The sequence below is a fragment of the Stenotrophomonas terrae genome (assembly GCF_039674165.1).
GTDB lineage: Bacteria > Pseudomonadota > Gammaproteobacteria > Xanthomonadales > Xanthomonadaceae > Stenotrophomonas > Stenotrophomonas terrae_A.
On the sequence record NZ_JBDJMY010000069.1, the window covers coordinates 1 to 15,217 of the forward strand.

The 15,217-nt window shown below is 64.7% G+C and carries 13 protein-coding genes; 5 read left to right on the forward strand and 8 right to left on the reverse strand.

All coding sequences use genetic code 11. The features are described from left to right. Positions 1-215: 215 nt before the first annotated feature. Complete coding sequence (locus ABE493_RS18590; protein ID WP_346500738.1) at positions 216-1,118, forward strand: BPSS1780 family membrane protein; 903 nt, start codon at positions 216-218, stop codon at positions 1,116-1,118. Positions 1,119-1,210: 92 nt separating this feature from the next. On the opposite strand, the gene ABE493_RS18595 is transcribed toward ABE493_RS18590, so the two are convergent. The 8 genes from ABE493_RS18595 to ABE493_RS18630 all read right to left on the reverse strand — a co-directional run bounded on the left by ABE493_RS18595 (position 1,211) and on the right by ABE493_RS18630 (position 9,830). Continuing rightward, positions 1,211-2,215, reverse strand: a complete 1,005-nt coding sequence (locus tag ABE493_RS18595) for a diguanylate cyclase domain-containing protein (RefSeq protein ID WP_346500740.1) — start codon at positions 2,213-2,215, stop codon at positions 1,211-1,213. Next, positions 2,206-2,787 carry a chemotaxis protein CheB gene (locus tag ABE493_RS18600; RefSeq protein ID WP_346500742.1) on the reverse strand — a complete coding sequence of 194 codons (582 nt, stop codon included), beginning with the start codon at positions 2,785-2,787 and terminating at the stop codon, positions 2,206-2,208. Before ABE493_RS18600 ends, ABE493_RS18595 begins: the two co-directional genes overlap by 10 nt. Beyond that, on the reverse strand, positions 2,784-3,650 hold the full coding sequence (locus ABE493_RS18605) for a CheR family methyltransferase (RefSeq protein ID WP_346500744.1): 867 nt from the start codon (positions 3,648-3,650) through the stop codon (positions 2,784-2,786). Before ABE493_RS18605 ends, ABE493_RS18600 begins: the two co-directional genes overlap by 4 nt. Beyond that, positions 3,635-7,237, reverse strand: coding sequence for a response regulator (locus tag ABE493_RS18610; protein WP_346500746.1), 3,603 nt, complete (start codon positions 7,235-7,237; stop codon positions 3,635-3,637). Before ABE493_RS18610 ends, ABE493_RS18605 begins: the two co-directional genes overlap by 16 nt. A 96-nt stretch (positions 7,238-7,333) precedes the next feature. Then, the gene (tatC, locus tag ABE493_RS18615; protein ID WP_346500749.1) at positions 7,334-8,080 is read right to left on the reverse strand and encodes a twin-arginine translocase subunit TatC; all 747 of its coding nucleotides are present in this window, start codon (positions 8,078-8,080) and stop codon (positions 7,334-7,336) included. After that, entirely contained in the window at positions 8,077-8,604 is a 528-nt protein-coding gene (gene tatB, locus ABE493_RS18620) for a Sec-independent protein translocase protein TatB (RefSeq protein WP_346500751.1), read from the reverse strand. Before tatB ends, tatC begins: the two co-directional genes overlap by 4 nt. A 15-nt stretch (positions 8,605-8,619) precedes the next feature. Beyond that, positions 8,620-8,847 carry a Sec-independent protein translocase subunit TatA gene (tatA, locus tag ABE493_RS18625; RefSeq protein ID WP_346500753.1) on the reverse strand — a complete coding sequence of 76 codons (228 nt, stop codon included), beginning with the start codon at positions 8,845-8,847 and terminating at the stop codon, positions 8,620-8,622. A 74-nt stretch (positions 8,848-8,921) separates the two neighbouring features. Next, positions 8,922-9,830 carry a lipid-binding SYLF domain-containing protein gene (locus ABE493_RS18630; protein ID WP_346500755.1) on the reverse strand — a complete coding sequence of 303 codons (909 nt, stop codon included), beginning with the start codon at positions 9,828-9,830 and terminating at the stop codon, positions 8,922-8,924. A 229-nt stretch (positions 9,831-10,059) separates the two neighbouring features. Between ABE493_RS18630 and hemH the strand changes: the two genes are divergently transcribed. The 4 genes from hemH to ABE493_RS18650 form a co-directional block, all read left to right on the forward strand. Beyond that, the gene (gene hemH, locus ABE493_RS18635) at positions 10,060-11,022 is read left to right on the forward strand and encodes a ferrochelatase (RefSeq protein WP_346500757.1); all 963 of its coding nucleotides are present in this window, start codon (positions 10,060-10,062) and stop codon (positions 11,020-11,022) included. Next, positions 11,019-11,882 carry an alpha/beta fold hydrolase gene (locus ABE493_RS18640; RefSeq protein WP_346500759.1) on the forward strand — a complete coding sequence of 288 codons (864 nt, stop codon included), beginning with the start codon at positions 11,019-11,021 and terminating at the stop codon, positions 11,880-11,882. The genes hemH and ABE493_RS18640 overlap by 4 nt, the downstream gene beginning before the upstream one ends. Positions 11,883-12,439: 557 nt before the next feature. Continuing rightward, positions 12,440-14,596, forward strand: a complete 2,157-nt coding sequence (locus ABE493_RS18645; protein WP_346500761.1) for a methyl-accepting chemotaxis protein — start codon at positions 12,440-12,442, stop codon at positions 14,594-14,596. 2 nt (positions 14,597-14,598) lie between these two features. After that, positions 14,599-15,217, forward strand: a 619-nt coding sequence (locus tag ABE493_RS18650) for a hypothetical protein (protein ID WP_346500763.1), incomplete at its 3' end; no start/stop codon positions are given.

The following is a 15,217-nucleotide window of genomic DNA, read 5'->3' on the forward strand; positions in this document are numbered from 1 at the left end:
GCAAGGGGCATTCCCGGTAGAGCACCTGCCGAGCATGGCTCGGCACTACACACAGCAGTACCCCTCCCCAGCCCTCCCCTTGCCTGCGGCAAAGGGAGGGGGCAAAGCCGCCCAGCCCCCCGTTACTTTGTCCTCATAAACCCGAGCCGGGTTTCAGGCGATAATCCGCGTAGCGCTGGCCTGTTGCCTGCGCACTCCCCCGTTTCGGAATTGCAATGAGCGAGATTCGCAAGGTACCTGCCTCCGCCGGTGCGGAATGGCTGTTGACCGGCTTCGGCCTGCTCAAGCGTGCGCCCTTGGCGCTCGGTTCGCTGGGCATCCTGTGGGGCGTCGGCACCTCGTTGGTGCTGTCGCTGTCGATGCTGGTGCCGGCACTGGGCACAGTGGTTCAGCTGTTGCTGTTGCTGGCCGGGCCGTTGTTCATGGGCGGCCTGTTGTGGGCCATCCGCGAGGTCGACCAGGGCCGCGTCGCCAAGCCCTCGCACCTGCTGCAGGGTGTGCAGGAAGGGCGCGCACCGCAACTACTGGTGGCCCTGTTGCCACAACTGTTTGCCGCCCTGCTGCTGGGCACGCTGCTGCTGGTGCTGGTAGGCACCGATGGTCTGCAGCAACTGTCGGTGGTGATGGTCAAACTCAATGAGATCAGCCAGTCCGGTGCGCAACCGGACCCGGCGCAGATCGAGGCGCTGGTGGCGACCCTGCCCGCCGGCCGCATCCTGCTGTGGTTGCTGCTGTTGCTGGCCAGCTTTGTCGCGCTGACCCTGGCACTGTTCGTCATGCCGCCGCAGGTGATGTTCGAACGCGCCGGTGGCATGCACGCGCTGCGCGAAAGCCTGCGCGCCAGCATCCATAACCTGCCGGCCATGCTGGTGTTCTTCGTATTGGCCTTCATCGCCATTTTCGCGATCTATTTCGCGGTGATCATCGTGGCGTTGTTCGTCGGCCTGATCGCCGGCCAAGGGGTCGCCATGGCGATCGCCCAGCTGCTGCTGATGGCGATACTGATGCCGGTGTTCGCCGGTGCGGTATATGCAGCGTGGAAGCAGATGCTGGCCCCGGCCAGCGCCGCTGGCCCGACGCCGCCGCCGGTAAGCAGCGGCCACGTGTTTGAAGCCTGAAAAAGTCGGAGCCAGGAACGAGAAGTGAAAAGTGAGAGCAATAGCTCTCAGGCTGTTGCGTTTACTCGTTTCTCACTCCTCGTTCCTCGTTTCTAGCCCCTGGTTTCCTCGCGGCTGCGCTTGATCATGTACATGGCCTGGTCGGCCGCATGCAGCAGCGCATCCACCTCGGCACCGTTCGCCGGGTAGGCGGCCACGCCGATGCTGGCGGCGATGGCCAGGGTGAGCTCTTCACCGTCGCGCTGGTAGTGCATCGGCGCCTGCAGGGACTGCGTCACCCGCTCCATCAGGCGATGGGCGTCGTTGATGTCATCGAGTTCTTCCAGCACCAAGGCGAACTCATCGCCGCCCAGACGGGCGACGGTGTCGTTCTCGCGCAGTGCACCACGCAGACGCGCTGACAGTTCGATCAACACCGCATCGCCGGCGCCGTGGCCCCAGGTGTCGTTGACTTCCTTGAAGCGGTCCACGTCCACGTACACCAGCGCGAACATGCCGCCGTGGCGCTGCGCACGGTGGTGCGCGCTCTCCAGCCGGTCCATGAACAAGGCGCGGTTGGGCAGTCCGGTGAGCATGTCGTGCATGGCCAGATGGCGCATTTCCTGCTCCATCTGCTTGCGCTGCTCGACTTCGATCTCCAGCTGGCGGTTGCGCTCGGACAACTCGCTGAGCGCATCGCGCAAGGCCACCCGGTGCCGGTACAGCTCCAGGAACACCTGCACCTTGGACAGCAGGATGGTCGCTTCCAGCGGCTTGGCCATGTAGTCCACCGCGCCAAAACCATAGCCCTTCAACCGATGCACGTCATCGGCATAGGTAGCGGTGACGAAGATGATCGGTGTCTGCCGGGTGCTCTCTTCCTGCGACAGGATCTCGGCCACTTCAAAGCCGTTGATGTCCGGCATGTAGACGTCCAACAGCACCAGCGCGAACTCAGCATCCAGGGTGGCCTTGAGCGCATCGTTGCCCGACGCCGCCTCTACAACTTCAACGTCGAGCTTGGCCAGCACCCGGCGGATCACCAGCAGGTTGGCGGGGTTGTCATCCACCGCCAGTATCTTCGGGCGCGGCGGTACGGACGGCTTGGCTACGAACATAAGGCTTCCAGCAAAAGGGAGATGTCAGGCAACGGCAGGCAATGGTCGGCGCCGGCCAGCTGCAGCGCGGCGCTCGGCATCGTCGGGACCTGCGCGGTCTGCGGATCCTGCACGATGACCGTGCCGCCACGCCGGCGCACCTGCAGACAGCCCTCGGCACCATCGGAATTGGCACCGGTCAGCAGCAGGGCAATGAGGTGTTCCCCCCATACTTCGGCGGCGGATTCGAACAGCACATCGATCGAGGGGCGCGAAAATGCCACTCTGGGATCAACGCTCAGGGCGAAACGGCCGGTACGTTCAAGCAGCAGATGATAGCCGGAGGGCGCCACGTAAATGTGATGAGGCTCGGGCTGCTGGCGCTCCTCGGCCTCGCTGACCACCAGCCCGCTGCGGCTGGCAAGCAGCTCGCAGAACACCCGCATGTCTTCCGAACCGCTGTGGCAGACCACCACCATCGGCACCGGCAGCGGCCCGGAGAGCCCGCCCAGCAACTGATGCAGGGCCGACAGCCCGCCCGCCGAGCAGCCAACCACAATTGCCTGTGGTGGCAGCCCGGAAGCGGTTCTCAAAGCAGGCCCCCGGCATTGCGGTACAACCGCAGCTCGGCGTCCAGCGGGGCGAAATCACGGGCGCTGGGGGCGAAACGGATCGACTCGCGGTTGCCCAGGCAGAGGAAACCGCCACGGCTCAGGCTGTCGCGGAACAGGCCCAGTACCCGGTCCTGCAGTGCGTCGGAGAAATAGATCAGCACGTTGCGGCACAGGATCAGCTGCGCCTCGCAGAAGACCCCGTCGCAGACCAGGTTGTGGTTGGCAAAGGTGACCCGTTCCTTCAAGCGCGCATCCAGCTTCATGAAGTCGTAACGGGCATGGTAATAGTCCGACAACGTGTGGCGGCCACCGGCTGCCAGGTAGTTCTCCGAATACAGCCTTGCATCACGGATCGGGAAGATCCCCTCCTGGGCCTTGGCCAGGGCTTCGTCGCTGAAATCGGTGGCGTAGATCTGGCAGCGGTCATACAGCCCGGCTTCCTTGAGCAGGATGGCCAGCGAATAGACCTCCTGGCCATGTGCGCAGCCGGCCTGCCAGATGTTGATCTGCGGGTAGGAGGCCAGCACCGGGAAGACTTCGTCGCGCAGTTTGCGGAACACCGCCGGGTTGCGGAACATCTCCGACACCGGCACCGACAGCTTGGCAATCACCTGCGGCACCATCTCGTCGTCGCGCAGCACGCGCGCGGTCAGTTCGCCGACATGGCTCACGTCCAGGGTCTGCACCAACTGCAGCACGCGCCGCTTCAGCGACGACGGCGCATAGCCGCTGAAGTCGTACCCGTGGCGGCGCGACATGGCGTGGATGAAGGCATCCACCTCGATGTCGTCCACCTCGTCACGGCTGGGCGGTGCGGTGGTCGGTGCTACTTTTGCAGCCATACGCGCATCATCGACAACAGCTTGTCCAGGTCAACCGGCTTGGTCAGGTAGTCATTGGCACCGGCGTCCAGGCACTTGTCGCGGTCGCCATGCATTGCCTTGGCGGTGACCGCGATGATTGGCAGGTTGCTCCATTCGGGCAGCTTGCGGATCTCGCGGGTGGTTTCGTAGCCGTCCATGCCCGGCATCATGATGTCCATCAACACCAGCTCGATGGACGGGTTTTCCTGCAGCTGCTGCAGCGCCTTGTAACCATCCTGCGCCATCGACACATTCACCCCGCGCGCGCGCAGCGACTTGGACAGGGCAAACAGGTTGCGCATGTCGTCATCGACCAGCAGCACCTGGCGGCCGCCCAGATTATTGTCGTCGGACGGCGTGGCGTTGGCGCCGCGCGAGCCGATGCTGTGCAGGAACAGGCTCACCTCGTCGAGCAGGCGCTCGGGCGAACGCTGGCCCTTGATCACGATGCTGTCGGTGTACTGGCGCAGCTTCAGGCTGTCCTCGCGGCTCAGGTCCTGGCCCGAATAGATCACCACCGGCGGCACCGCCACCAATGTCGCTGCCTTCTCCAGGAACTCGATACCGGAGATGCCGCCCAGGTTGAGGTCGAGCACGATGCAGTCGTAGCTGTGGGTGGCGATGCGTTCCAGCGCTTCCTCACCCGAGGCGACCTGGTCGATCTCGACATTGTCGGCCTGCAGCAGGCGGGTCAGCGCCAGCCGCGAATCCGGATCGTCGTCGACCAGCAGCAGCTTGCGCACGATCTTGCCGGCCACATCCAGCAGGTGATCGAAGGCGGCAACCAGCGCCTTGCGGTCCACCGGTTTGGTCAGGTAGCCGACCGCGCCCAGCGCCACGCCCTTGGCCGCTTCATCCACAGCGGAAATGAAGTGCACCGGGATGGCCGCAGTCACCGGGTCATGCTTGAGATGCTGCAGCACCGACCAACCATCCATGCCCGGCAACATCACGTCCAGCAGGATGCCGGTGGGACGGAAGCGGCGCGCCAGTTCCAGGCCGCTTTCGCCATCGGCCGCGGCGAGTGCGCGGTGTCCCTTGCGACGGATCAGGTCGACCAGGATGCGCGCGAAGGCCGGGTCGTCTTCCACGGTGAGGATCACCGTTTCGCCAGCGGCAATGGCGTGGCGATCATCGGGAATCCAGTCGATCAACTGCGCGGTGGCCACCCGCGCCGGGCCCGGAGTGGGCGCGGGCCGGTGCTCGCTTGCCGCCTGGGTGGCGGCCATGGCGCTGGTCAGGCCGGCCGACAACAGCGGCAGTACCAGGCTGAAGCTGCTGCCCTTGTCCTGTTCGCTGTCGACCACCAGCTGGCCGCCGAGCAACTGCGCCAGGCGCCGCGCGATGGCCAGGCCCAGGCCGCTGCCGCCGTAATGGCGGCTGGTGCTGGAATCGACCTGCTCGAACGCCTCGAAGATCGAATCCAGGCGTTCTTCGGGAATACCGATGCCGGTATCGCGCACCGTCAGCGCCACGTGCTGCTCGTCGCTGGCGGCGCCGATGCGGGTCAGCATCGCCGCATCGGCAATGGCCATGCGCAGGGTGACCGAGCCCTCGCGGGTGAACTTGAAGGCATTGCCGAGCAGGTTGTTGAGCACCTGCTGCAGCTTGGAACGATCGGTGACCAGCGTTTCGGGCATCGATGGGTCGACATCGATGGCGAACTCCAGGCGGTTCTCCATCGCCATGTGGCGGAAGTGGCGGGTGACCTCGCGGGTGATGGCATCAACCCGCACTTCCTCGCGATGCACGTCCATCTTGCCGGCCTCGATCTTGGACAGGTCGAGGATGTCGTTGATCAGCCGCAGCAGGTTGGAACCGGAATCATGGATGACCGCAGCGGCCTCCACTTCCTCCACGTCCAGGTGGCCGCTCTCGTTCTCGGCCAGCTCCTTGGACAGGATCAACAGGCTGTTGAGCGGGGTGCGCAGCTCGTGCGACATATTGGCCAGGAAGTCGGTCTTGTACTGGCTGGCACGCGCCAGCTCCTGCGCCTTGAACTCGGTCTCGCGCTGCAATACCTGCAGCACGTCCTTCTGCTCGTTGAGCACCTCGGTCTTCTGCCGCAGCTCCTCGTTGGAGGCCTGCAGTTCTTCGGCCTGCACGCGCAGTTCTTCTTCGGACGCGGAAAGGCGCTGGGCCTGTTCCTCCAGTTCGACGGTCTTGCCCTGCAACTCTTCGTTGGTGGCGCGCAGCTCTTCTTCCTGGGTCTGCAAGGCTACCTGCGAGCGCTGCAGCTCCTCGGCCTGGGCGCGGGTGTGATCCAGCAGCAGCTGGGTTTCGTCGGCACGGCGGATGTTGTCCAGGCCCAGCGCAACGGTCGGCAGCACGCTGTCGATGAAGGCTTCCTGGGTAGCGTTGAAATGGCCGAAGGTGCCGAACTCGAACACGCCCAGCAGCCGGTCCTTGAGCAGCAGCGGCACCGCCACCAGATGGCGCGGTTGCGCCTCGCCCAAGGCCGAGTGCACGCCGAAGAATTCATCCGGCACCTGCTGCACGCTGATGCGTTTTCGTTCCAATGCGGCCTGGCCGATAAGGCCATCACCCAGCCCGTATTGCAGGCCCAGGTGCTTGCGCCGCTGGAAGCCGTAACTGCCCTGCAGGAGCAGCTTCTGCTGCTGTTCGTCCCAGGCGAAGAACACGCCGATCGGCGCATCGATGCGCGGCGCGATCTGCGATACCAGCGCCTGCGCGTATTCGTCCGGAGTCTGTGCGGTCTGCAGTTCCGCGCCTACTTCGCCGACACCGAACTTGACCCAGTTGGCGTCACGCGCAGCCAGCGAATTGCGCCGGAATACTTCCATCGCACGCGCGATTTCACCGATTTCATCCTGCCGCTGCAGGTCGCCGACTTCCACGTCCAGCTCGTCGTTGGACAGGCGCGTCATCTTGTCGGTCAGGCGGTTGATCGGCTTGACCACCAGGCGCGAGATCATCCACAAGGTGCCGATGATGATCAGGAAACCCACTATCAGCAGCACCAGCGAAATCCGATGCGCGCGGGCGATCCACTCGCTCATCTCGCTGCGGTCGCTCAGCATCTGGGTTACTTCTGTTTCGTAAATTTCATCCAGCGCCTCGGCCAGACCGTTGCCCTGGCCGCCGTTGCTGAGCGCAAGCAGCTGTTGCTGCGGCGTAAGCGGCTGCGCGCTGGCGGCCGGACGCAGCACCGAGGTGACATTGCTGTCCCACTCACGTGCCTGCAGCTGTGCCCGGCGCAGGCGCTCGGCCATAGGCCCGGTACCGGCGGCAGTGAGCGCTGCGGCCAACGCCGCATCACGTCGCTGACCTTGCCGCGCCACGGTTTCCAGATGCCCTTCGCCATCGCCAAGCAGGTAATTGCGGGTTGCGATCTGCTGCAGGCGTACCGCCTGGATCGCATCCTCGACCTGGCGGATCACCTCGATCTGCACGCTTTCCTGGCGGCGCGCGTCGTCGTCCTGCCCGGAGGTGCGGTAGCTGACCACGCTGGTGGCCAGGAAACACAGGAAAACCAAACCGAAAGCCGCCAGCATCTTGCTCAGCAGCGGCACGTTGTTGATCCAGCTCTCTTTCTTTTGCGACATGCAGGTGTTCCCCCGGGTGCCACCACGCCTGCCACCGCGCGGCCTCTATTCACAGAAAATAGCGCAGTTTGCTGGCAGCTGCCTGTATCGGCCGGTTCAGGGGGCGGCGGTCTTGCCCTGGTCGCGCGGCTGCAGCCAGCGCGCGGCATGTATGCCCAGCTCGTAAAGGAAACACATGGGTATCGCCAGCATCAGCTGCGACACCACATCCGGCGGGGTCAGCACCGCGGCCAGCACGAAGATGCCGACGATGGCGTAACCACGGCTCTCACGCAGCTGTTGCGGCGTCACCCAGCCCAGCAACACCAGGATCACCATCGCCACCGGCAGTTCGAAGCTGGCACCGAAGGCAAAGAAAATGGCCAGTACGAAATCCAGGTAGGCATTGGCGTCCGGGGTGATGGCGATCACCTCGGGGCGGAACGTGGTCAGGAAGTGGAATACCGCCGGCAGCACCAGGAAGTAGGCAAACGCACAGCCGATATAGAACAACGCCACCGCCGAACCCAGCAGCGGCAGCGCCAGGCGCTTTTCACGCGCATAGAGGCCCGGTGCCACGAATGCCCAGGCCTGGTACAGCAGCCACGGCACGGCCACGAACAGGGCAGCAAAGAAGGTCAACTTCAGCGGCGCGAAGAATGCGCCGGCCGGGTTGGTGGCAATCATCGATTGCCCGGCCGGCAGCTGCGAGATCAGCGGCGTGGCCAGATGGGTATACAGGGTGCGCGAGAACGGCATCAGCGCCAGCAGCACCACGCCGAGGCCAAGCAGCCCACGCATTACCCGTGAACGCAGTTCGATCAGGTGCTCGATCAGGCTGCTCTCGTTGAAATCCGCGCTCATGGTGTCCGCTCCGGGCTGGCCGGTGTCTGCCCGCCCGGCACCGGCGTATCGCCCAAGGGGATGCTGCGATTGAACTGGGCATCATCCGCTGCGGCGTCATGCGCCACGCTGGCGGGGTCTGCGGCAACGGTTTGTGCCGCAGCCGGCTGCGCTGCGTCATCGGCCTTGGACTCATTGCCGACAGCAGCGGCGATGGGGCGCGGCTCGATCACCCGCTCGGCGGCTGATTCGGGCAGTTCCACTTCGCGCTTGAAGGCATCGGTGCCGTCGCGCACCTGCTCGGCCTGATCGCGCAGCCCGGCCTCGGCCTGCTGCATCGACTGGCGCACGTCCTGCAGGTTGCGCTTGAGCTCTTCGGCATGCAGCTCACGTTCGAGTTCCAGCTTGACCGAATCCCACTGGTTGCGTGCCCGGCGCACCCACAGCCCGGCAAAACGCGCTGCCTTGGGCAGACGTTCCGGGCCGAGGACCACCAAGGCCACCACTGCGATCAGCAGCAGTTCGCTGAAGCCGATATCAAACACGTCGTGCGCTCAGGATCAGCGCGCGTCGCGGTCGTGCTCGGCCTGCTTTTCGCCGGTCTTATCGGCATCGCGCGACTCATCGCTCAGCTGTGCAGCCGGCTTGTCTTCGTCACGCATGCCTTTCTTGAACTCTTTGACCGCACTGCCCAGATCCTTGGCGCCGCTCGTCAAGCGCTTGGTGCCAAACACCAGCAGCACGATGACCAGCACGACCAACCAGTGCCAGATGCTGAAACTGCCCATGATCTGCTCGCGTTATCTGTGTGGAGGTTGTTGAGCATAGCGCACAAGGTATTACCTGATCGCTATGCCAAAGGTCAGTTGCCGCCGTCCAGGCTTTCGGTACGGATTTCACCTTCCGAAACCGGCTGAAAGCCCTGCTGCGGTGCCGGTTCAGCCGTCGAATGCTGCAACGGTGCGGTGGTCGCGGTATCGGTGCCCACAGCCGTGGCTGCGGCCGGTGCCTGAACACTGACGGCATCGCTGCGCGGTGCGGCGGCTGCCACCGGCGCGGTGGCGCCCTGGGTGCCACGCTTCTGCCGCGCGGCATAGGTGGATTCTTCCAGACGGTCACGGAAGGCGACGACGTCGGAGGACGGCGCGGTATTCAGGCGGCCTTCCAGGATCATCCGCGGGGTGGTGTTCTGGCCGTAGGCATCGAGGTTGGCGGCATCGTCGATCTGCAGCGCGGCGCCATCCAGCGCCACGCCGGCAAACAGGCCGCGGGCACGCGACCACGACCAGATTTCGGCCTTGAGCTGGCCATCGGTGGCGGCAGCAGCACTGCGACCGACCGGGCCGGCAGCGACGCCGGCATCGGCACCGAGGGTGAACTTGCCGTTGACGATGTTGTCCAGGCTGCGATCGTTGCGGAACACCAGGATCACATCGGAGGACTGCACGCCGGCCTGGAAGCCGATGCTGCCGCCGGTGAGCTTGATGAATACGGGGTTGGACCAGCTGCCATCGGCCGTTTTCACCGACATCAGACCGTGGCCACGACGCCCGCCCAACACCAGACCGGCCTTGATCGTGTCGGGAATGACGATGATGGCGCGGCCCTCATCAAGCAGCTTGTCCGGGATGGCCTGCTCGGGGATGTCCTGGATTTCGTTGAGCACCCGCACCGCATTGCGGGCGCGCTGGTCTTCCTGCGGACCGGCCACGGCAGTGGTGGACAGCAGGCTGGCGGACAGCAGCAGAACAAGGCACGGCAAGCGGCGCATGGGTAACTCCGTAGGTCGATGCATAGAAAGATAGCGCAAGTGCCTGAAATTAGTAGCGTGGCGATGAATAGAGGGGGAATGGGGCGGGTTTGCAGGAGCCGCCCCCTCCCTTTGGCGAAGCCAAGGGGAGGGCTGGGGAGGGGTGGCTTTTGGCTTTGGCCGGTGAAGCCCCTGCCGAGCATGGCTCGGCACTACCCCCTTACAGGTGCATACCTGCGAAAATGACCGGATGTCCGACGCACCCACCACCGCGCTGCTCGCGGTCAATCTAGGCACGCCCGAGACACCGACCGCTCCTGCGGTACGGCGCTATCTGGCCGAATTTCTGAGCGACCCCCGCGTGGTGTCGATCCCCCCCATCCTGTGGAAACCGCTGCTGTACGGGCTGATCCTGCCACTGCGCAGCGCGCGCTCGGCACAGAAATATGCCCAGGTGTGGCTGCCGGAAGGCTCGCCGCTGGCGGTCTACAGCCGCCGCCTGGCGCAGGCCATGCAACAACAGCTGCCCCAGTGGCGGGTGCGCGAGGCCATGCGCTATGGCGAACCGGCACTGCTGAAAGCGCTGGACGCGTTGGCCGCTGAAGGCATGCAGCGGATCGTGGTGCTGCCGCTCTACCCCCAGTATTCCACCACCACCACCGCCTCCATCGAAGACCGCGTGCAGCAATGGCAGGCGCGTAATCCGAAGGTAGTGGTGCAGACCATCCGCGATTACGCCGAAGACCCGCGCTGGGTTGCCGCCGTGGCCGCCTCCATTGCCGACTACTGGGCGCAGCACGGCCGTGGCGGCAAGCTGGTGTTCTCCTTCCACGGCATCCCGCAGCGCGTGGCCGATGCCGGCGACCCCTATCCGCAGCGCTGCGAGGCCAGCGCCAAGGCCATCGCCGCCGCCCTGGGCCTGAGCAGCGAGGAGTGGGAACTCACCTATCAATCACGCTTTGGCCGCGAGCGCTGGCTGCAGCCCTATGCCGAGCCGCGCTTGTGGGAACTGGCGGAGAGCGGCATCCAGACGCTGGATGTGGTCTGCCCCGGCTTTGCCACCGACTGCCTGGAAACACTGGAAGAAGTGCAGATGGGCTTTACCGAGACCCTGGCCGAGCGCGGCGCGCGCATGCGTTACATCCCCTGCCTCAACGACAGCACCGCCCATGCCGCCGCCCTTGCAGCCCTGGCGACGGCGCAGCCGGCATGAAGGCAACGCCATTCGACCTGCAGCTTGAGGGCGTCCACATTGCCGGCCTGCGTGCCGGCAATCCCGATGGCCTGAAGGTGCTCGCCCTGCACGGCTGGCTCGACAATGCGGCCAGCTTCCTGCCACTGGCCGCGCAGCTGCCAACGCTGGACCTGGTCATGGTCGACCTGCCCGGCCATGGCTACAGCGACCACCTGCCGCTGACCACGCCCTACACCACCCCGCACGCCATCGTGCAGACCCTGGCCATCGCCGATGCGCTGGGCTGGGACCGCTTCGTGCTGCTCGGCCATTCGATGGGCGCGGCGATTGCCAGCCTGGTCGCTGCGGTGGCCGGTGAGCGGATACAGGCGCTGGTGTCGATCGAAGCGCTGGGCGGGCTCACCGCACCGGCCGGGGAAACCGTGCAGCGCCTGCGCACCTATGTGGAAGCCATGCTGAAGCTGGACGCCAAGCAGCTGCGGGTATTCCCCGACCTGAGCGCACCGGTACGCGCGCGGATGATGGTCAACCAACTCAGCGAGGCCTCCGCGCGGCTGCTGATCGAACGCGGGGTCAAACCCGTCGAGGGAGGCTGGAGCTGGCGCAGCGATCCGCGGCTGATGCTGCCCACCGCTGTGCGCATGACCGAAGAACAGGTCTGCGATGTGGTCAGCGCCATCCGCTGCCCGGTGCAGGTGATCTATGCCACGCCGGCGCAGCCCTACTTTCCCGAGCCCGAGCGCAGCCAACGCGCGGCGCTGCTGCCCGATGGCCGCCTGCATACCCTGCCCGGTCATCACCATGTGCACATGGACCAGCCCGACGCGGTCGCCGCGATCATCCGCGACTTCATCGCGGCATTGCCTGACGCGAACTGAAAATAAAACCCGATACTTCCAGTGTCGGGTTCAGTAGTGGGCTCCGCGGCCGATAACACCGGTAGTGCCGTTCTCGAGAAGTTGACCCGCAGTCCCGCAACGGGTGCTGCGCGCCCCACCATTGCATGTCCCCCCGCCCTGCCCTTTGGCCCGGTGTCGCCACCGGCCTGATCCTGCTCGCCTGTTGGCTGGACAGGACCACGACGCGCCTCATCGCACTTGGCCTCCAAAGCGGCGCTGCGCTGGCAACAGTGCTGGCCGGGCCCTGCGCGCGGCAGCTGCAACCGGTACCCGCAGCCCAAGCGGCAATGCCTGCGCACCACTCCGGTCCGGCCCCTGCACAACGCCGGCAGGCATTGCGGCCAGTTTCCCGCGGCCGGCGCGTGCGGCATCGCCATCACACCTCATTGAATTCCCGCATCGCCGCCGCGTTGTTGCTGCCGGCTGCCGATAACCGCGTGCGCCACAGCAATCGACCGCTGCATCCGGACTGATGGCCGCGCGCCACCCGGCATTCCCCCTTCCCCACCGCTGTGCCTGTTGAACAGGAGTTCCCCATGTCGCCACACCCCCATGTAACGCCAGCACCTCCCGACACCTACTACACGCAGCTGGCCTGCGCCGCGGACCGCCTGTTCCTGTACTTCGGCCTGATCCTCGGCTCGGCGTCGTTGGCGCTGGCGCTGTCGGCGGGGCAATGGCTGCCATTTCTCGCCGTCACCGTGCCCGCCCTGCTGGTAATGGGCGCGCTGATCAAACAGGCACCGGGCAGCCGACTGAGCCGGGTGACCGTTGCACTGGTGCTGATGGCCATCGTCGCCGCCACCATCGAGCAGGCCAATGGCCTGGTGGAAATGCATTTCGCCGTATTCGTGGTGATCGCACTGCTGCTGTATTACCGGGACTGGTTGCCGGTGGTGGTCGCGGCGGTGGCGATCAGCGCACATCATCTGGCGTTCTACTGGATGCAGACGCGCGGCTTGCCGGTGCATGCCTTTGCGTCAGGCAGCAGCGTCAACATCGTATTGCTGCACGCCCTGTATGTACTGGTGGAAACCGCATTTGTAAGCGCAATGGCGATACAGCTGCAGCGCCAGGTACTTACTTTGGGCGCAGCGCCGGCCCGTCTGCGCGCCATGGTCGATGCGATTGCCGCCGGTGACGACAGCGGCAGTCTCGTCGCCGACAACCACTTCGCGCCAGGCACCCTGGCCGATGGCGTACTGCGCATGCGCAACCAGCTCGGCGAGCGGCGCCGGCAGGAAGACGCACTGCACCACGAAAACACCCAGATCCGCGCCTCGCTGGACGCTTCGCGCACCGGCATGATGATTGCCGACAACGAGCACATCATCCGCTACGTGAACCGCTCGGTGGTCGCCCTGCTGCGCAACCAGCAGGACACGCTGCGCAAGGCCTTCCCGGACTTCAACGTCGACACCCTGATCGGCAGCAGCATCCACCGCTTCCACGCCAACCCGGCGCGCATCCGCGGCATGCTCGACCAGCTCAGGAAAGTCCACAACGGCCAGATCACGATCGGCCCCGTGCATTTCAGCCAGGTGGTGACGCCGGTGTTCAACGCCGACGGCAGCCGCAGTGGCTTTGCGGTGGAATGGCACGACCGCACCCAGGAATTGCTGCTGGAAAACAGCGTGGCCGACATCGTTGCCGCCGCCTCAGCCGGCGCCCTGCACCAGCGCCTGCAAACGGTAAGCGAGGCGGGCTTCATCCAGACATTGACCACCGGCATCAACCAGCTGCTGGAGGTTGTAGCTACCACCACCGGTGAACTGCGCACGATGTTGTCGGCGCTGGCCGCCGGCAAGCTGGATCATCGCGTCCGGGGCGACTACGCCGGCGACTTCGAGGCAATGAAGAACGACGCCAATCTCACCGCCGAGCGTTTGACCGGCATCGTTGGCCAGATCAAGCAGTGCTCGCTGGCGATCAACTCGGCTGCACGTGAGCTAGCTGCAGGCAACGATGACCTCTCCCAGCGTACCGAACAGCAGGCCGCCAACCTGGAGGAAACGGCCGCTTCGATGGAAGAGCTGACCTCGACCGTGCGCGAGAACGCAGCGTCGGCACGTCAGGCCAATCAGCTGGCAGTTGGCGCGGCTGACGTGGCCGCACGCGGCGGTGATGTGGTTGGGCAGGTGGTGTCGACGATGCGTGCGATCGAGCTGTCGTCCAAGCGCATTGCCGAGATCATCGGGGTGATCGACGGCATCGCCTTCCAGACCAATATCCTGGCGCTCAATGCCGCGGTGGAGGCTGCCCGCGCCGGTGAGCAGGGTCGAGGATTTGCGGTGGTGGCATCGGAAGTTCGCAGCCTGGCGCAGCGTTCGGCCACTGCCGCGCGCGAGATCAAGGAGCTGATCGTCGACTCGATGGGCAAGGTGGATGACGGCGCCGCGCTGGTCGCACAGGCTGGCAGCACCATGAGTGAGATCGTCGGCTCGGTGCAGCAGGTCAGCGACATCGTCGCGCGCATTGCCGCCGCTTCGCAGGAACAGTCGGTCGGCATTGAGCAGGTCAATCACACCGTCGTGCAGATGGACGAAACCACCCAGCAGAATGCTGCTCTGGTGGAGGAGGCCAGTGCGGCGGCGCGCTCGATGGAACAGCAGGCCGATGCGTTGGCTGAGGCGGTTTCGGTGTTCCGTTATTCGGCTGAGGTTGAGGCTGAAGGGGTGCGGCGGGTGGGGTGAGGGTGCTTGTTGAGGGTGCTGTTGTTGCTGTTGTTGCTGTTGTTGCTGCTGTTGCTGTTGCTGCTGTTGCTGTCGCTGCTGTTGCTGCTGTTGCTGTTGTTGCTGTTGCTGCTGCTGTTGCTGCTGCTGTTGCTGCTGCCGTTGCTGCTTCTGTTGTTGCTGCTTCTGTTGCTGCTTCTGTTGCTGCTTCTGTTGCTGCTTCTGTTGCTGCTTCTGTTGCTGCTTCTGTTGTTGCTTCTGTTGTTGCTTTTTCTGTTGCTGTTGCTGTCGCTGTCGCTGCTGTTTTTTTTGTTGTTGTTGCTGCAGAAGCAGGAACAAGAGAAGACGCAAGAGCGGAAGCGGAAGCGAAATCAAAAGCAGAAGCAGAAGCAGAGGCACCCCTCCCTAGCCCTCCCCTTGCCTGCGGCAAAGGGAGGGGATGGGATTTGCACTTGGCAGCTGTCCCGATGCCTACAGCGCCCGGCTTTCTCCCTCCCTTTGCCGAAGGCAAGGGGAGGGTTGGGGAGGGGTGCTTTTGGCTTTTGGCTTTTGGCTTTTGGCTTTTGGCTTTTGGCTTTTGGCTTTTGGCTTTTGGCTTTTGGCTTTTGGCTTTTGGCTTTTGGCTTTTGGCTTTTGGCTTTT